The organism is Planctomonas deserti (assembly GCF_003067705.1).
In the GTDB taxonomy this organism is placed as follows: domain Bacteria; phylum Actinomycetota; class Actinomycetes; order Actinomycetales; family Microbacteriaceae; genus Planctomonas; species Planctomonas deserti.
Genome location: NZ_QANL01000005.1, coordinates 119,855 through 137,206 on the forward strand (window position 1 = coordinate 119,855; position 17,352 = coordinate 137,206).

Below are 17,352 nucleotides of genomic sequence, written 5' to 3' on the forward strand. Positions count from 1 at the left end.
CAACACCCGATAACGACACTAAGAAGGCCGCCGTCACCGTTCCGTTACCGCTGCGTCACCGAGTCGACATCGAGCGGGATCGGCGGTCCCGCGGCGCGCACATCGGCCGCGTCTCAGTCGCTGATCAGGGGAATCGCGGGTCGCTGTCGGGCGCGACCGTGCGGGCGGCCGCGTGCTGGGTGCCCGCTCGCGTCCTGGTGCGCGCACAGAAACGGGCGCGGACTATCCCGCCCGATATCACCGGACACAGGACGGCTCGGGCTCGCTTTCCTCGGGATCGCTCACGCGGCTATCGACTGGATCGGGTCACTCCTGGCTGGTCATGGCGAATGCGGCGGTGGCATAGGCAAGGGCGCCGGACATGTCCTCCAGCAGGTCCTCGTCGACGTTGTCGATGGTGTCGCAGGATTCGTGATAACAGGGGTCGAGGTCGCGACCGGCCACTCCGCCATAGGCGCGCGCCTGCTCCGCGCTCTTGGTTGCGCTGTCCCCGGTGAAAAGGCCGCCCGCGGCGATTCCCGCATCCAGGAAGGGGGCGTAGTCGGATCCGCCGTCGAAAGGCGTCGTCTCGGCGGCGAGCGAGTTCTCCTCGAAGAATCGGAAGAAGACCTCTTCGATGTCGAGGGACCCGTCCGGGCCGCCGTTGCCGAAGTCCGACCCGTCCCCGTCGTGCACGGAGCGCACGCCGTTCGGTGATCCCACCATGTCGACGTTGAGATTCAGGGCGGTTGCCGCGAGCTCCTCGTCGGTCAGCTCCTCGACGTAGTGGTCGGATCCGTAGAAGCCGTCCTCCTCGCCGCCCCAGAAGGCGAAGCGCACCCGGTTGGCGGGTGCGACACCCGACTCGGCCAGCCACAGGGCGGTCTCGAGCATCGCGGCGACGCCGCTGGCGTTGTCGTTGATCCCCGGTCCCCTGCGCACGGAGTCCAGGTGGCCACCAACGACGATGGTGTGGTCGGGATCACCCGCGGTGTCAGCGAGGACGCTGAAGGTCTCGATGCGGCTGCCGCGCCGATCCTCCCGGTAGTCGAACTCCTGCCGCTCGGTTTCGTAGCCGGCGGCGCGCAGCTGCTTCTCGACGTACCGGGCGGATGCCTCGTAACCGGCGGTGCCCGCGGCGCGGTTCCCGTCGTGCTCGTCGGCGATGTCCTGGAGCGCCTCCAGGTGCCGGAGGAAGTCCCGCTGCGCGAACGCGTCCCGCACCGTGCGGGCCTCGAAGCCGGGCACCTCCGGTTCTGCGGCGACCTCCGGAACGGCGGGGAAGTTCGGCCGCCCGGTCATGTGGTCGACGCTGGGCGCCGTGCATGCCGTGAGGAGCAATGCGATCACCGCGGCGACCGAGGCCCTGCCGATCCGTCTTCGGGGGCGAGCGCTGCCGGCCCTCACCGACCGACCGTGATCTCGGCGATCAGGTGCTGCAGGCGGGGTGACGGCTCGACCCCGAGCTCGTCCGTCAGCAGAGCCCGGAAGTCCTCGAACGCTCGCAGTGCGGGGTAGTAGTTCCCGGTCGAGATGTGCCCCTGCACGATCAGCTGCACCGGGCTCTCCCGGAGGGGCTCGATCGAGGCGGCCACCCCGGCCGCTTCGGCGCAGCGCGTGCCGTCACCCGAGGCCAGGAACTTCCTCGCCAACGACTCCAGCGCACGCAGGCGCCGCGTGTTCGACCGCTCCTGCTCGGCGATCACCCAGTCGTCGTACCAGCCGGGCAGCAGCACGGCATTCTCGAGGAACGCGATGTCGGCGGGATCGGGCGCCGTCGTCGGCGCCTCGATGGAGCAGATCCGCTCCTGCATCCGCTGCCAGTCCACGCTCACTCTCGGCGCGAGGGCGAGCGAGTCGTGTGAGGTGCAGAGCAGGCCGGGAAGGTCGTGCGTGATCTTCCACATCCCGGTGCGCAGGTTCCCGGCGGCTTTCGACTCCGGTGTCGCGGGCCAGAGTAGTTCGGCGAGCACGCCGCGCGGCCGGGTTCCGAGCAGCGCGAGCGCGGCGATGATCCGCTGCTGGCGTGGGGCCACCTCGATGAGCTCGCCCCCCAGCCTCAGCTCCCAGTGGCCCAGCAGGTCGAGGTCCCACTGACCCTGCTTCGCGGGCGTCATGCCGCCCTCCGATGCGCCGTCTCATGTGCCGCGTTCGTACGCGCTGCTGTAGTCACCATTGCCTCCTGCTGCGAGTAATACTCATGTTCTCTCGCATTCAGTCCGAGGAATAGACCTGCCTGGGGAAACTCCCTCCCCAATATTGGGGGCTCCTTTGCGGGGGCTTGGCGGGGGCTATCAGTGGGGGCGAGGGGCGAAGCGCCCGGTCAGGGGACGCGACGCACCGCCGCCGCCAGCACGAGTTCGGCGGGCAGCCCCAGTTGCCCGGGGTCGATGTCCGCGAACTCGACGCCCTCGAAGGCGTCGCCGGACGCGTCGACGTCGGACGGCTCACGGAAGAGCCCGGCGCCCGTTGCCTTGAGGAACGCCTCCTTCCGCGCCCAGAGTCGAGCGCGCATCCGCAGCGCCCCGGCCTCGTCGGCGGTGTCCGCACGGGAGAGCGCTGCCCGCTCGGGCGGCGTGAGCAGGACGGCGTCGAACCCGGCGAACCCCGCCCGGCCCGCGTCCTCCAGGTCGACGCCGACAGCCCCGATGGCGGGATCGGTCGTTCCCGCGAGAAGGGCCCACGGTCCCGAGCGACTGAGGCTCAGCCGAACCTGGCGGGCTCCACCCGGCGATCGGTATCCGGGGCGCCCGTGATCGACGGTGCCGGACAGCCCGCAGTTGGCGCAGGCATAGTCGAGGAGGAGATGCTGCGGCTCGGTCCCGAGGAGTCCTGCCGCGAAGCGTCGGAGCGCGGTCCTGCCGCCGAGGAATCGGTCACGCTCCCGCCCGGACGGCATCCTCGCGGCCCTGTCGAGCTCGACGGGGTGAAGAGCCGTGACGCCGCCCCGGGTGTCCTCACGCGCGGGGGCGTCGAGGCGAACGGCGGCCAGGGTCAGGCTGCCCCACTGCATCGACGACACAGCGCCACGCTAGCGCGCACTGGTGCCAGCCGACCCGCCGTGCGGTCCCTGAGTTCGTCGGAGGGACGTGAGGTTTGCGTGGGCGGGTGGCGTCGCTTCGACAGGCTCAGCGACCGTGGAGGGGCGCAGCGGCGGACCACAGGGGGCGCGGTGACGAGCCACACGGTTCCTGAGCTCGTCGAAGGGACGTGGGGTTTGAGTGGGGGCGGGTGGCGTCGCTTCGACACTCTCGGCGACCGGCCAGACGAATTCTGGGGTTGGTCGAGAGGGAAGCGAGATCCGTTTGGGCCGGTCGCGTCACGTCAGGTTCACACTGCGACGAGCGTCTCTAGCGCGGACGCGAGAATCGCAAGAAACAGAGAGAAGAACCCCACGCTCATCAATCGAGATGTATACATGAGTGCTCTTTCCTCCGAGTAGAGGACGCGGATCTTGTCCTCGAGGAGCTTCCGTTCGAACGCGTCAACATTGGAAGCGGCGCCTTCGGTGAACAAGTTACGTACATCCACCTCCTCGCCGGTGCGGGGCCAGAGCGCACGCAGGCCGAGCAGCGCTGCGATGACGATCGTCGAGAGCACGAGACCATCCCAATCGGTCACCTCACCGCTTCCCTGGAGGCCAGATGCGACGGTAGCGGAGCCTACGAGCACTGTCGCTCGCGCGTGTGCTCCGCTCTGCCGCGTGCTGTAGCTCAGCCTTTGTTGGTCCACCTCCTCATTGAGAAGGTGCGTTGTCGTTGCGGCCTGCGGCTCGCGGCCGTGGTCGTCCATATATGCGAGCCCCCTCAGTTCCCCTCGTAGACCGAGCGGAAGACGACGAAGTTGAGACGGACGCGAAGGGCGTTGGCGCGGGGGACAGTGAACTGGCCGGTGATCAGGCGCCGGTGGAACGCCCACACGGGCAGCGAGGGCACCGATCCATCGGGGTCGCGGTTCTGGCTCATGTCGCGTCGGAGCAGCTCGCGCCAACTGCTGGCGCGCATGTTCCAGCGCATGTAGGTCATGCAGAGGAGGTCGAGTGGGTTCGGCTTCGGCGTCACCTCGGCCATCACAGCCGCGTGCGTCTCCCGCCAGAACGCGTCCACCAGCATCAGCGAGAGCACCGCGAAGCGCCGGGACGCGACGACGCTGAACTCGCCCGGCGCTCCGGGAACGGCGCTCACGGAGAGTTCGGCGTCAATCTCCACGGCGATGTTCCGCGGTAGACGACCGGCCGCGACCTGGGCCGCGACGGCCGAGCGGAACACGGCGTCGTGCTGGGCACCGGAACCGGGACCCCGGGCGATGTCGTTGTCCTTGCCCGGCACGGCGATGGTCTTCACGAAGTGGTCGGTGCCCATGTTCACGAAGAAGAACAGGGAGCGCCAGATCGAGCGCGCGTCCGCCACGTCGGTCGCGCGCACGCGTGGGCCGACCGGTGCTGTGGTCAGTCCCTCCTTCGCCCAGACGCCGAGGAGAACCCAGGGTGGCGCCGCCTGAGCCGGGTTCTCGAACCACGCGCGATACGCGTCCTCGACCCGATCGTCGTTCACGCGCCCGAACAGGACGTTGGCATCGAGGGTCGGGTGCGGACTGCCCGGTGTGCCGATGCCGGTCTCGCTCATCATCGTCGCCCGCGTCCGCGCAGTGATGCTTGTGGGTGTGCCCGCGATGGTCCGCTCGGTGCGCGCGCGACCCTGGGAGAAGGCGATGCCGGCCTCGAGCAGGCGGAGCCGCACGGCCGGGTCGGCGGTGGCGAGGATGCCCCGCCTCACCCTGGAGAAACGCGCGTCCAGGACGGGTGGCGTCGGCGAGGGTGGGGCGAACGTCGCGCGGTGAAGGGCGACCCGGTTCCTGACGTCAGCACCGGCCTGTCCCGGGATGATCGTCCAGAGCTTCCACCGGCCGCGGACGTCGAGGTGGATGCCGTCGGTCGCGACACCGATGGCGAGTTCAGGCCCGGCGGCGTCGATCGCGAGCCGCGCCAGCTGTTCTCCGCTCATACCCGAGATGCGGATGTCCGCCGCCTGACCCGAGGAGTGCCGGCTCTCGGTGTCTGCCGCGGGCGAAGCGAATCCGCGGGGCCGGTATCCCGCATCGACGCGCACCGCACGGCCCGCCCCGTCCCTGATGGCCTGGAGCACGCGCACCAGCTCGGGGGAGATGCGCGCGACCGTCGACGAGGATCCGCCCGCCGGAACGAGTTCCTTGACGGTGAAGTTCTTCGAGAGCCTCAGTCCGAGCGATGCAGAGGTAACCGCGAGCAGAGGCAGGCCGGTGCCGTGCGGGTCCGCATGTGCGGGGTCCGCGGTCGCGCCGGGTGACGCGTACGGAAGCGCCAAGCCGGATGGGAAGACCACCGAGGCGCCGGAGGGTGGGACGAACGACTCAAAGGACCCGAGGTCCTCGAAGGTGGACTCCGTCTCCGCCTCGGTGCTGACGCCGGGGCCGGTGAACGTGGCCTCGGTCCGATCGGCGGACCCGGCCAGGTCCTTCACCGAGACCGACCGCTCGGTCCAGCCGAGGTCCTCGGCCCACACCTCCTCTGCCCACACCTCCTCGGGGCGCGCGTCCTCCCCGTCGATCGTGAGGTACTCGGCCTCGAGCTCCTCCGGCTCGAACGTTTCCGGCTCGGACGCTTCCGGCTCGGACGCTTCCGACGCGAACGACTCGGCGTCGAACGCCTCCGTCCCGGATGCGCGTGAGTCCGCGGCCTCCGGATCGAACGCCTCCCACGCGAGCTCCTCGGACGAGAGGGTGTGGAGGTCCTCTGTGATTCCCGCGGCGGCATCCCGCCCCTCGGCCTCGCTTGCGGCGACCTCTGCCGATTCGACCTCGCCGTCCTCATCCTCGGCGGCCGGTAGCTCCTCGATCTCCGGCTGCTCCCCGGTACCAGCGAGCGCCTCGGTCCAGCCGGTCCATCCCGACGCCGCCTCGGTCTCAAGGCTCTCCTTCCCTCCTCCGCCGGGCGGGCAGACGAAGGGTCGGGCGTCGGCCACGTCGGAACCTGCGTCCGCCAGGAGTGCACCGCCGTAGCGTCCGGGCACGGCGCCGTGCGCCACGGACGTGCGTTCAACGCGGAAACGAGCCCGCACGGACGGTGGAGCGGCGGCGAGCAGCGCGCAGAGGGTGCGGCCGAGCGCCTCGCTGGCCGGCTGGGTGCCGGGGTGCTTCGCGCTGCCCGCCCGGTAGAACACACGCATCGCTCCTCCGGTCCCTGCCGCGATCCGCTTCGCCGCCCACTGAGCCAGGGCGGTTGCCGGCTGGTAAAGCGCGTCGAAGACGTGGACCTCATCGGGATCGCTCCTCGTGAGGATGGCGAGCATTGCCCTACCTCCGCCCGAGTGCGCTGTGAGGATGAGTCGTCCGCGTGGTGCGTTCAGCCCGGTGGCTCGCGTGAAGCGGGCCAGCGCGTCCTTCGTCAGAGCGTCGAGGGCGCCCGCAGGCGTGAGGGCGGGGAAGTCGTAGCCCGTGCCGCTCGTGCCGCCGTAAAAGTCCCCGCGGGGTAGCACGGTGAGAGTCGGCCGCGTGCGGGAGCCGAGATCCAAACCGCTGATCGGCTTCTTCTCCGCATCGATGCGCATTCCCGAGGCGCTTGGGCTGAAACCGTGCAGATGCACGACGACGTCGATGGCCGACGGATTCGTCATGGCGTTCCAGCCCAGCAGGAGATCCGGTCGAGTGCCGCGGTGTTTCGCGAGCAGCGGGATGCTGCGCACGACGAGGCTGCCCGCCTTAGTGGTACCAGGAATCAGGGGGAGGGGTGCCGGCGGCACGGGAGGCGGCGGCGGAACGACGGATGGCGTCACCGCGCCCCTGTGCTGCTTGCGGTAGCGCGCGAGCTCGGCGAGCGCCGCCGAGTTCTTCAGTGTGCCTGCGCCGAGGTACGTCCAGGTGTCGCCACGTCCGCGGACGTCGACGTGGGCGTAGTCCGGACCGATGCCGGTCGCGACCTTCGGGCCCCACACATCGATGGCGATCTTCGCGATCTCCATACCGGTCATTCCGGCGATCTTGATGTCCGCCGCCTTGCCCGCGCAGTGCTGGCTCAGCGTCGGCGGCTTGCCATAGCCCATGTAGACGACGCCGTTGCGCTTCCAGGAGCGGTACCCGGAGGTGATCGTCACCGGCCGTCCGACCCGCGTTCGGATCGCCTGCAGCAGGCGCACGAGCACGGGGGAGATGCGGGCGACGTCGGCCGGCCTGCCTCCGCTCGTCACGAGTTCGGCCACGGTGAAGTTGGCGGACACCTTCTTCGACCGAACGGATGGGCCGGTGTCAAGGAGCGGGAGGTTCGCGCCGGTCGGGTCCCAGTGCTCCTCGCCGGGTCCGGTCGCTCCGGCGGCAGGGCGTAGCACGAGTCCGGAGAGGAACGTCTCGTCCTCGGTGAGCGGCGGACCTTCCTGGTCCCGGAACGATTCGTCTCGGAAGGATTCGTCTCGGAAGGATTCGTCTCGGAAGGATTCGTCTCGGAAGGATTCGTCTCGGAAGGATTCGTCTCGGAAGGATTCGTCTCGGAAGGATTCGTCTCGGAAGGATTCCTCGCGGAAGGATTCGTCCCGGAAGGATTCGTCCCGGAAGGATTCGGTGAAAATTTCCTGCTCCGAGGCGGACTCGAGCCGCCCCCACTCGGTTTCCGACTCCTCCTCGGCGCTAGCCGTCTCCGCGAACGGCGACTCGAAGCGCACGCCATCCAGCATGTCGGCTGCTCCCCGTCCTATCGCGTCAGAGACGGCTGGCCGGTACGCGGACGCACCTCGGCCGGCGCCTTCCGCGACTTCAGGTCGCGCCCGGTCGCCGCGGACCACTCCGTGATGACCCGGCGGCTAGTGGAGCCGAGCAGCTTCACCGTCGTGCTGCCGGGGAAGAAGCCGTCCTTGTACAGCACATAGGCGAAGTCGGGCGACGGGATGAGGTTGCTCTCGATGGTCCGTAGGAGCAGAGAGAGGTCATCAGCCATCGAAATGAGGGACGACGTCTTGGAGTGCGCGGGCAGGCCGACCTTGGCGCCGATCAGCTTCAGCCGGTCCGACGCGTTGGTCGCCGTCGCCCTGAGGTCTTCGACGATCGCCGAGTTCGTGTCCAGGGTGAAGTAGAGCCAACTGAGAGCCGTCGCGGCTCCCAGTTCTTCCCGCGCCAGCTGAGCCGACTGCCGGCGCGAGCGGAGGATGAACTTCAGTTCCTCGGTTATGGCGAAGATGCGGTCCTGATCGGAGGAGTTCACGCCGGAGAAATTCTTCACGTTCATGATCGCCTGCCACACCTCGTACAGCAGCTCCTCGAAGAGCCGCACGAACGAGGTGTTCGCCGCGACCGCCTTGTCGTACCCGTAGGGCTTGTTGTCCTCCGTGCCGAACGCGAGGTCCATCCCGAACATGCGCCAGTAGGCGTTGCGGCGCACCGCTTCAGGGTCGGGGCGCAGGCGGCTCGTTGAGAGCCATGCCGACATGGGGTAGTCCGCCCCGTATACCAGGGTCTCGGTGACGTCGAGCCACCGCTGGGTGTCGATGGAGGGGATTCCGAGACTCTCGCCGCGTCGGAACTCGCGAACCACCCTGCCCATGATCTGCACCATCCGGGTGTTCTCGAGGATGTAGGAGTACATGAGATGGTCCCAGGCGAAGCCCGCGACCGGGGCGTAGCCGGCGAATGCACCCATCTGGAAAAGCGCGGTGCGGGCCTTTCCGCTCTGCGGGATGGAGGCGTTCCAGGCCTTGGCGCTGTCCCATGCCTGTTCCATGTACAGGACGAGGTCGAGCTGGTCGGCCTGCAGCACCGCCGTCGCGGCATCCGATGGTTGCGGCGCCGCGGGGAAGCCGGGCAGCGGCGCGCCGCCGGCCACCACAGGATCGAGGAGTCGCCTGGCGAGTTGGGGGATCATGATTTTTTCCGTTTCTGTGCTGATGCGGCGCGGGTCAGGATGCGGAGGCGGGGGCGGCCGGCACGTGCGGCGTGCCCGCGGGTACCCCGGGCGGCGGGCCGGGCTCGACGATGGTCGCGCGCCGCACGACGTAGGAGTTCGAGTCGAAGCGCGCGGTCGCGCCCTGGACCTCCTGGAAGCGTCCGACGTCAGCTGCTCCGACCGGCGTTCCCGCGTCCGTGAGGGTAGTGAGGACCGCGAGCGGTGCGAGCTTCGCTCCGAGAGTGGTGTCCAGGTTCTGCAGGCTGGTGCTGAGCCCGTCGAGGGCGCTGCTCAGCAGGACTTCACGCATGAGTGATTCGTACTTCTGCCGGTCCGCGTCGTAGAGGGCCTCCACCCGCTCCATCCGGGAGCGGTATTCCTCCTCGCGGGCCCGGGACTGCAGCAGCTCGCTCTCGAGGGTCCTTATCGCGTGCGAGGCCTGCTCGAGCTGCTGTCCAAACTCGCTCACGAGGATCTCCATCCTCTGCTCGGCCGCCTGGAGCTGGCTGCGCAGCTGCTGCTGCTGCTGGGCTGCCGAGGTGCGGCCGGACGGTCCTCTTCTGCCACCACCACCGTCAGTGCTGTCGTCTGTCGTGTCGCTCATCGTCTTCTCCGATCTCGCAAGGGGTCGTTGTTGTCGTCATGCGGCCGCGGTGCCCGCGGTCATCCAGGTGCGGGCACGCTCGATCCACGAGGTCGCGTCCGCAGGGCGCTCGCTCTCCCGCAGTCCCGCGAGCGCGACAATGCGGATGCCCTCGGTACGCCGCCAGTGCGACGACACCCACAGGCCAGGCCCGGCGGATCGCTCCAGTTGGGCGAGCGCGCTCGGCGCGACCCGCGACGGGTCGATCACGCTCGTCATCGGGCGACCGGCGAGTGCCGGTACAGGCGAGGTGAGGCACGCGTCGGCGATCGCCGGCAGCGTCCGAGCGGATCGTTCGAGCAGGCGGCGGACAGTAGGCTCCGCTCGGTCTGTGGGGAACGACGTGCGCATCGCCGTCTCGAGGTCGTCCCAGGGCCCGGCGCCGAAGGAGAGCCGGCAGAACGCGCAGCCGAGAAGGGTGCGCAGATAGCCGACGGGATGGGGATCACCGACGGGCCAGCGCAGGATCGTGCGTGCGTCGCCCACGACGTCGTAGAGGGCGGTGATCGAGGCGTACCCCGTGTGCAGGAAGGCGAACACATCCGCCGCGATCTCCGATGCCCACGGGCGCCACATATCCTGCAGCTCGCGATCCGACGACAGCGCCGTGCCGAGGGAGCGGTCCAGTGAGGGGACCCATCCGGTGACGTGGGCGACTTGATGCCCCGACTCGTGGAACAGGGATGTCGGACGGTAGAGATTGTGGCGCACGATCTTGATGGCAGCGACAGGGTTGATGCTGCCGGGCGCCCACAGCCGGATGCCGGACCGGATGATCGAGGCGCCCATGCCCTTGTCGAGATAGGTCAACACAGGGATGGAGGGCAGACCGGCTCGGGCCAGTACGGGATCCATGCTCTGCATTGCGAGCATGTCGAGGGACTGCAACGCGGCGCGCAGCGGAGGACTGGTGCGTGAGTTGACGGCGTCACCGAAGAAGTCGAGCGTCGCCTCCACCTGGCTGAAGCGGCGGCGGAACTGCTGGATGGCGTGACCCGCCGCTGGCAACTCGGACGGATCGCGCTGCGCGGACCGGGCCAGCGCCAGCGCCGCCCTGCCCATGTCGAGCAGCTCCCGCACAATGACCGACAGGTGCCGGCGCAACGGCAGTCCGACCTGACCCTCCACCGCACGCCAGGCCTGCTCCGACGCGAACTCCTCCGCGTCGAGGAAGGTAGTCGCCGCGGCCAGCCAGTGCGCGATCTGTCGCTCCAGATCGTCGGCCACTGCCTGGAGACCGCTCCGGGGAGCCGTCGCGAGAACGGTGCTCATGGTCGGTGCTGCCCTGCCCGCACGAGGACGGATCCGTTCGGGATGCCGCGGAAGGCGGCCCCTGACACGATCAGCCTCATGGTGTCCCGTCCCAGCGTCCCGTTGAGTGCCTGCCGCACGATCGGCATGCCCGGCACGTTGACCAGGCTGACGGTAATGGTCACTCCGCTGCGGGGGTCCGCTGCGGCTCGGACGAATTCCGCGCCCTTCGTGCGCACCCACTCGGCCACGACACGCATGATCCAGGCCTTGATCGCCTTGCGGAGCGCGGAGATCAGTACCGGCATCAGGCGCTTGAGGATCGGCCCGAGGAACTCCTCGCCCTCCTCGTACTCCTTGACGATGCGCACGCGGCCGTTCGGTGTGGCGAAAGATTGCGCCAAGCCGTCCATCGCCGCGGAGACGGCAGGAACCACCGCAGCGCTTCCCCGGCCGGCGCGAACTCCCTCCGCGATCTTCTGGGCGTCCGGCTCGGAGAAGTAGAGAGCGGCGGTGACGCGGGACGCGATCGTGTCGAGAACGAGCCAACCCTGCGTGGGCTGGCCGGCAGCGGGACGGCGCCGAGCGCCACCGGTGGGTGCGACGGCCCCGGCGGAGACGGGCTCGAGGTAGTAGAAGCGCTGACCGGCCGCCACCCGCTGGCGGCTGCGAAGGAAAACGGGGGACACGGCAACACCGAGCCCGGGTTCCTTCAACAGCAGGGCCGCCGCGCTCGGAGTGAGCGGATGCAGGGAGCGGCTCGAGAAGGTCGCCCCGCGACGCTTCCGCTCCTGCGCCGCGATGCGGCGGAGGGACGTGCCCACGGTCGCCTGGAAGATGTGGACGCGTGCCTTCATCGGCAGCGTCACGCCCGCCGCCTTGAGGCTCGCCGCCAGAGTCACGCCGCCGAAGCTGCGCACCCGGCCGGCGACGGCGCCGGTGACCTCGATCTCCGGGGTGCGGCTGTAGCGCCGGTAGGGGCGCGGACTGCGAGGGCGGCGCGCGACGAAGCGGCCACCGAGCGCAGGGGCCCTGCGCAGGCCCGGCCGCACCAACTGCTCCGGGAAGTTCGCCGCGACCGCTCGCTCGAACGCCTGCGCGGTGGCGAACTGCATGAGGTCCTCGTCCTCGAGCTGGTACTCCTCGCTCTCGGCGAGCCCGCGGATGGTGTCCTCGATGGTGCTGGCCAGCAGCACCGGAACGGCCTCGGCCTCGTTCTCCGGCTCCATCTGCTCGAACGACGCGAGCCGCAGCCCGGTGTCGACGATCGCCACCGAGAGCGGGCGCGCGAGTTGCGGACCGACCCACTTGCCGATCAGCTGGGCGAGGTACTTCGCGAGAAAGTTGACCACGCGCGGACGGCCGACGATGCGGATCCCGACTCGCAGGGCCGCGAGAAGCACAGGCACGAACTGCTCGACCGCCGGGGTGAGATCCTCTCCGTCGCGCGCGTTCTGCAGCGCGTCGATCAGCCGACCGCGCGCCTCCGCGAGAGCCTCGAGCTCCAAGCTTCCCTGCACACCCTCGTACTCCTGCTCGAGATCGAACGATTCCGACTCCGCCGTGACGCTCTCATCGGTGATGAGCGCCTCGGCGAGTGCCGCGTCGAAGGACTCGACGAGCGCTTCGGTGTCGGTCGCGATGGCGGGCGATGACGCGAAGTCCTCGTTCTCCCGATCACCCTCGTACTCATCCTCCTCGTACGTCTCGTACTCGTACTCGCTCTCCCCGAAGAGCTTGCGGGACAGCAGTCGCGCCGGTGCCTGCAGGGGGGCGGGAAGCCGGCCGATCGCGAAGGAGAGCACACGCTTCAGGAGCGGGCTGATGAGCTTCTTCAAGCCCTTGAGCGCGGTGAGGAGGAGTCCGCCCGCGGCCTTGCCCACCTTCTTCGCGGTGTTGACCACGAACTTGACGGCCTTCTTGGCCTTGCGCACGATGCCGCGGATGAACTCCTCACCGGCGGGTGACACCTCGGAGCCGCTGGGGTCGAGGCGGTCGAGTACCTCGTCGAGTTGCAGTTCGTCGAGGGATTCCAGGTCCTGACCGCCGAGCGAGTCCGTGAGCCGGTCCAGGTACTGCTCGGACGCGAGCAGGACGGGGGCGAGGTAGTTCTCTGCGAGGCGCTCCTTCTCGAATTGAGCGCCGGGGGTGGGAGCCTCGTCGGAGAAACGCTGCGACACGACGTCTTCGGTCTCGGCGAGCAGTTCGCCCACCGCCTCATCGAACGCTTCGTCCCGCACCGCCTCGAACGCCTCGTCGAGCAGCGTCTCCGCCTCGCTCGCCGGGCCGCTGCTGCCCGCCTCCGTGAAGGGGCTGAAGTCTTCGGCCCAGGGCAGGAAGCCGAGGGCCTCCGTCCGCGGCTCGATCGGGCCTTCGCCCATCTGTTCGCCTATGGGCGTCTCGGCGAACGGTGCCTCCCAGAAGGGCTGCGCATCCGGACTGTAGTCGTTCGCCTGTCCCTGGATGATGGTCATCCCTCAACTCCGTCCTCGTCGATCTCGCACTGTCCCCCCAGTGCACCAGGAGAGGCGTTCCTGGCCGTGCGGCGTGGAGTTGAGGCAGGGTGCGGCGCTCGTGCATGGTGCATGCGGGCCGAATGCCGGCGTCCGTTCGCCGCTCGGGCGCAGAGAAACACTTCGGCGGTCGTCACCCGCACCTGTGGCGCACTCGTCCCGTCCTGCCGGCGTACGCGGCGCGTCCGTCGAGCGTCCGACCGGTGTGTCGAGCACCTAGGTAGGGGGTAGGGCGCGGAGGAGGGCGCTGATCAGCGGAAACGGCGCTGCAACGATGACGGCGGGAGCTGTTCCGTGTCCGAGATCCCTCCGACGGCGGCGACGACGGCGGCCGTGAGGCCGGGGTCGGGATGTACGCCCAGCTCGTCGTGCAGGGTGCGGGAGAAGTCTCGGAACCGGCACGCGGCGGCGTAGCGGTTGCCCTCGCCGAGGTGCGCGTAGATGAGCGCGGCGGCCGCCGATTCACGCAGCGGTTCCGCCGCCAGCGCGGCCGTGCCTGCCTGGGTCGCGAGCGCGAATAGGCCCCGGGCCGCCATGGTGCGGCACGCGGCCTCCAGTGCCTGCACGCGGAGAAGGCGGAACGCGTCCTGATGCGGAAGCACCCACTCCTCATTCCAGCCGGGAAGAAGGTCCTGTGACAGTCGGGTGATCTCGTCGAGACTCAGGATGCCGCCACCGATGGCGCGCGTTGCGCTCGCTCGAGCCGCGGTCAGGTCGACCTCGGCGTGCAGTTCGAGACTGTCCCCATCGGCCGCGATCCAATCCGAGGGGGACTGCCAGGTCGCCCGACGCAGGTTCGCCCGGCTGTGGCTCTCGAGCATGTCGGGCCAGAGCGAGCCGGCGGCCCGGGCACGCGACACCGGTTCACCCTGCAGGGCGAGGAAGGCGAACAGGCGACGCGACGGCAGGGATAGACGAACCGCAGGGAAGACTCCCAGTCCCCCCACGATCGACACCCGTCGGCTCGAATGCGCCATCATCCCGCGATTCGTTCATACCTATGCGCGACGCGGTGACCCACGTCTGTCCTGCACTTGCAGATGCGCGCGGCCTCGCCCTCGCCGCAATGTAGACCTAAGCGTCCTCACCTCTGCCGACCGTGTCAAGGAATGTCTCCGCCGGTCGGTGTCAGACTGAGGCCGTGCTGCTGGATGAGCTGGTGAGGACGGCGGAGACCGTCGCGTCGACGCGATCGCGGCTGGCGAAGGTCGAGGCTCTCGCCCAGCTGCTGCGGCGCCTGGAGCCGGGCGACATCCCGCCGGCCGTGGGCTTCCTGATCGGCAGGCCGCGCCAGGGCAGGGTCGGCGTCGGCTGGCGCGGGATCTCCGGGGCCATGGGCGACCCGGCCGACGAGCCGACCCTCACGGTCGCGGAGTTCGACCGGCTCCTCGACCGGCTCGCCGGGACGTCGGGCAGCGGGTCGGAGGCCGAGCGCGGGCGTGCGCTCGGCGAGCTCATGTCCCGCGCGACGGAACGCGAGCAGGACTTCCTCGCGCGCGTCCTGCTCGGCGACGTGCGGACGGGCGCCCTGGAGGGCGTGCTCACCGACGCGATCGCCGCCGCGTCCGACCGGCCCGGTGAGGTCGTGCGTCGGGCGGCCATGCTGTCCGGTGATCTGGGCGAGACGGCGCTGCTGGCGCTGACCGGCAGCGAGGAGGACCTCGCCGGCGTCGGGCTGGTCGTGGGTCGTCCGGTGATGCCGATGCTCGCCGCCACCGCCGCGAGTCCGACGGCCGCGCTCGCCGGCACGGGGAAGGCATCGGTCGAGTACAAGCTCGACGGTGCTCGCATCCAGGTGCACCGGTCGGGCGACGACGTGCGCATCTTCACCCGCACCCTCGCCGACGTGACGCACCGGCTGCCCGAGGTCGTCGAGGTGGTGCGCGGCATGCCGGTGCGCGACGTCATCCTCGACGGCGAGACGCTGTCGCTCGACGAGGAGGGCGTGCCCCGGCCGTTCCAGGAGACGATGTCGCGGTTCGGGGCCGACGCCGCCCGCGAGACGAAGCTGCACCCGTGGTTCTTCGACGTGCTGCACGTCGACGGGCGGGACCTGCTCGAGGAGCCGCTGTCCGCGCGCATCGCCGAGCTCGAGCGGATCGCGCCGGCCTACCGCATCCCCGGGGAGATCACGGACGACCCGGAGGCGGCCGAGCGGGTGTCCCGGGACGCGCTGGCCGCGGGCCAGGAGGGCGTGGTCGTGAAGGCGATCGGGTCGGCGTACGCGGCGGGCCGACGCGGATCGAGCTGGGTGAAGGTCAAGCCGGTGCACACCTACGACCTCGTCGTGCTGGCCTGCGAGTGGGGATCCGGCCGTCGCCAGGGCTGGCTCTCGAACCTGCACCTGGGCGCGCTCGACGCCGAGGGCGAGTTCGGCGAGCCGGGCGGATACGTGATGGTGGGCAAGACGTTCAAGGGGCTCACCGACGCGCTGCTGACCTGGCAGACGGAGCGGTTCCAGGAGATCGAGGTTCGCCGCACGGCGAACACCGTCTTCGTCGCGCCGACCACCGTCGTGGAGATCGCCATCGACGGGGTGCAGCGGTCCAGCCGGTATCCCGGCGGCGTCGCGCTGCGGTTCGCACGGGTCAAGCGCTACCGGGAGGACAAGCCGCCGGAGGAGGCGGACACCATCCAGACGCTCCGCGGCCTGCTGCGCGGCTGAGCCGGGGTGGGGCCGCCACTCCGTCCCCGCGCGGGCGTGCGCTGCGTTCGCAGGAGGGGGCGCCGAGCTCAGAACTCGACGGCGGAGTCGAGCAGTGCCCGCACGTTCTCGGCGTCGCGGAAGTACGCCCCGAGCGGGCCCTCGTCGCGGAACGCGCCGAACGTGTTCGGCATGGAGCCCTCGCGGAACGGTCGCGCCACGTCCGAGTCGAGACCGCGGTCCGGGTTCCCGGTCTGCCACGACTCGAACTCTCGGGCCGCCTCGACGTCCCACTCGAGACCGGGACCGGTGTAGCCGACCGGAGCGCTGCCGAGCAGGAAGCCCTCGTACCGCGACGCGCCGCCGCCCATCAGGACCTCGGCGTAGCTCGGCATCCGCCGGCCGATGAGAACGGACGCGTCGCTCGGCTCCGGCGCGCCGTTCGAGGGCAGCACGTCCGCAAAGGTGACTCGGCCGAGCCGCCCGAGGTCGACGCCCAGCCAGGTGATCGCCGGGGCGAAGTCCCGCGAGGTCGTCGTCACGAGGTAGCCCGCGAGGCGCCGGCCCTGGAAGACGGTCCGCACGATCGAGTGGTCGCCGAGGTATACGTGCAGGGTCGCGGGGGCCGTGGGCGCGTAAGTCCCCAGCGCCACCGCCGCGGGCGCCTCGGTCTCCGCCGGGCAGCTCGTCACGGCGCAGAGGGTGCCGACGGAGTCCGGATCGCCCAGGAGAGACTCCACGTACTCCGGCGGAACGCCGACCCGGAGCGGGGCGAGCGCCGCGTACTCCGTGCGATAGGGATCCGTGTCCTCCCGGGCGGCCCTCGCGACCCCGGAGAGGACGCCGAACACGATCCCGACCACGGTGCCGGCTGCGGCGATCGCCGCCAGGACCACGACGAGCGGGTGCTTCCGGACCCGGGCGAGCCATGCGGCGGCGCTCGGGGCCCGGCCCGACCCTCGCGCGGCCCCGATGCCTCTCGTCACGGCACCAGTGTGCACCCGCGTCCCGCCGCCCGTCAGCGGGATCAGGGGCGGGGCTGCCGTCGCTGGGGCTGGTTGGCGCGAAGCACCTCGAGCCGTGACCGGTACTCCTGCTCATCGATCTCGCCACGGGCGTAGCGGTCGCCGAGGGTCTGCTCAGGAGACGGGCCGTGCATCTGCCAGGCCGCCCCGCCGCGGCGGAGTCGCCGGCCGACGAAGGCGACCAGCAGCACGAAGAACGCGATCCAGAACAGCGGCACCAGCAGCCACAGCCAGCCGAAGCCGCCGGGCCCCGGGCCGGGTCCGTAGTAGGTGAGGGGGGAGGCCGCCTCGGCGGCCGTGGTGAGGAGAGTGAGCACGGGGTGGGTCCTTTTCGTCGTCGTCGGTTCGGGGGTCGAACCGTCGAGCACCAGCATCGGCTTTCAGAACCACGGCCG

Annotated in this window: 13 protein-coding genes; 1 reads left to right on the plus strand and 12 read right to left on the minus strand. The window is 69.9% G+C overall.

The window, feature by feature from the left end; all coding sequences use genetic code 11:
- Positions 1 to 306: 306 nt before the first annotated feature.
- The 10 genes from DAI20_RS16375 to DAI20_RS16420 all read right to left on the minus strand — a co-directional run bounded on the left by DAI20_RS16375 (position 307) and on the right by DAI20_RS16420 (position 14,268).
- Positions 307 to 1,329 (minus strand): M20/M25/M40 family metallo-hydrolase, encoded by a 1,023-nt coding sequence (locus DAI20_RS16375; protein WP_240606127.1) that lies wholly within the window; start codon positions 1,327 to 1,329, stop codon positions 307 to 309.
- A 53-nt stretch (positions 1,330 to 1,382) separates the two neighbouring features.
- Complete coding sequence (locus DAI20_RS16380; protein ID WP_108252790.1) at positions 1,383 to 2,096, minus strand: AfsR/SARP family transcriptional regulator; 714 nt, start codon at positions 2,094 to 2,096, stop codon at positions 1,383 to 1,385.
- 206 nt (positions 2,097 to 2,302) lie between these two features.
- Positions 2,303 to 2,992 (minus strand): 4'-phosphopantetheinyl transferase family protein, encoded by a 690-nt coding sequence (locus tag DAI20_RS16385; RefSeq protein WP_108252791.1) that lies wholly within the window; start codon positions 2,990 to 2,992, stop codon positions 2,303 to 2,305.
- A gap of 317 nt (positions 2,993 to 3,309) precedes the next feature.
- The gene (locus tag DAI20_RS16390; protein ID WP_108252792.1) at positions 3,310 to 3,771 is read right to left on the minus strand and encodes a hypothetical protein; all 462 of its coding nucleotides are present in this window, start codon (positions 3,769 to 3,771) and stop codon (positions 3,310 to 3,312) included.
- A 14-nt stretch (positions 3,772 to 3,785) separates the two neighbouring features.
- Positions 3,786 to 7,679, minus strand: a complete 3,894-nt coding sequence (locus tag DAI20_RS16395) for a D-Ala-D-Ala carboxypeptidase family metallohydrolase (RefSeq protein ID WP_108252793.1) — start codon at positions 7,677 to 7,679, stop codon at positions 3,786 to 3,788.
- Between the two features lie 17 nt (positions 7,680 to 7,696).
- A complete protein-coding gene (locus DAI20_RS16400; RefSeq protein ID WP_108252794.1) occupies positions 7,697 to 8,860 on the minus strand; it encodes a hypothetical protein in 1,164 nt (387 codons plus the stop codon).
- A gap of 34 nt (positions 8,861 to 8,894) precedes the next feature.
- Positions 8,895 to 9,485: a hypothetical protein gene (locus DAI20_RS16405; RefSeq protein WP_108252795.1), complete on the minus strand. Its 591-nt coding sequence runs from the start codon at positions 9,483 to 9,485 to the stop codon at positions 8,895 to 8,897.
- A gap of 36 nt (positions 9,486 to 9,521) precedes the next feature.
- A complete protein-coding gene (locus DAI20_RS16410; RefSeq protein ID WP_108252796.1) occupies positions 9,522 to 10,796 on the minus strand; it encodes a hypothetical protein in 1,275 nt (424 codons plus the stop codon).
- Entirely contained in the window at positions 10,793 to 13,249 is a 2,457-nt protein-coding gene (locus tag DAI20_RS16415) for a hypothetical protein (protein WP_108252797.1), read from the minus strand. Before DAI20_RS16415 ends, DAI20_RS16410 begins: the two co-directional genes overlap by 4 nt.
- A gap of 290 nt (positions 13,250 to 13,539) precedes the next feature.
- The gene (locus tag DAI20_RS16420) at positions 13,540 to 14,268 is read right to left on the minus strand and encodes an AfsR/SARP family transcriptional regulator (protein ID WP_240606128.1); all 729 of its coding nucleotides are present in this window, start codon (positions 14,266 to 14,268) and stop codon (positions 13,540 to 13,542) included.
- Positions 14,269 to 14,429: 161 nt separating this feature from the next.
- Here DAI20_RS16420 and DAI20_RS16425 point away from each other — a divergent pair, with 161 nt between their 5' ends.
- Positions 14,430 to 15,953 carry an ATP-dependent DNA ligase gene (locus DAI20_RS16425; RefSeq protein ID WP_108252798.1) on the plus strand — a complete coding sequence of 508 codons (1,524 nt, stop codon included), beginning with the start codon at positions 14,430 to 14,432 and terminating at the stop codon, positions 15,951 to 15,953.
- A 68-nt stretch (positions 15,954 to 16,021) separates the two neighbouring features.
- Here the strand turns inward: DAI20_RS16425 and DAI20_RS16430 are convergent, their stop codons facing one another.
- A complete protein-coding gene (locus tag DAI20_RS16430) occupies positions 16,022 to 16,918 on the minus strand; it encodes an ETEC_3214 domain-containing protein (RefSeq protein WP_159085112.1) in 897 nt (298 codons plus the stop codon).
- Positions 16,919 to 16,959: 41 nt separating this feature from the next.
- A complete protein-coding gene (locus tag DAI20_RS16435; protein WP_240606129.1) occupies positions 16,960 to 17,274 on the minus strand; it encodes an SHOCT domain-containing protein in 315 nt (104 codons plus the stop codon).
- Between the last annotated feature and the right edge of the window lie 78 nt (positions 17,275 to 17,352).

What these genes read in the sequence shown, in the direction of transcription:
- DAI20_RS16410 (WP_108252796.1), bottom strand. Translation starts at nt 10,796, where the DNA reads ATGAGCACCGTTCTCGCGACGGCTCCCCGGAGCGGTCTCCAGGCAGTG.
- DAI20_RS16405 (WP_108252795.1), bottom strand. Translation starts at nt 9,485, where the DNA reads ATGAGCGACACGACAGACGACAGCACTGACGGTGGTGGTGGCAGAAGA.
- DAI20_RS16395 (WP_108252793.1), bottom strand. Translation starts at nt 7,679, where the DNA reads ATGCTGGATGGCGTGCGCTTCGAGTCGCCGTTCGCGGAGACGGCTAGC.
- DAI20_RS16380 (WP_108252790.1), bottom strand. Translation starts at nt 2,096, where the DNA reads ATGACGCCCGCGAAGCAGGGTCAGTGGGACCTCGACCTGCTGGGCCAC.
- DAI20_RS16420 (WP_240606128.1), bottom strand. Translation starts at nt 14,268, where the DNA reads ATGATGGCGCATTCGAGCCGACGGGTGTCGATCGTGGGGGGACTGGGA.
- DAI20_RS16415 (WP_108252797.1), bottom strand. Translation starts at nt 13,249, where the DNA reads ATGACCATCATCCAGGGACAGGCGAACGACTACAGTCCGGATGCGCAG.
- DAI20_RS16390 (WP_108252792.1), bottom strand. Translation starts at nt 3,771, where the DNA reads ATGGACGACCACGGCCGCGAGCCGCAGGCCGCAACGACAACGCACCTT.
- DAI20_RS16385 (WP_108252791.1), bottom strand. Translation starts at nt 2,992, where the DNA reads ATGCAGTGGGGCAGCCTGACCCTGGCCGCCGTTCGCCTCGACGCCCCC.
- DAI20_RS16400 (WP_108252794.1), bottom strand. Translation starts at nt 8,860, where the DNA reads ATGATCCCCCAACTCGCCAGGCGACTCCTCGATCCTGTGGTGGCCGGC.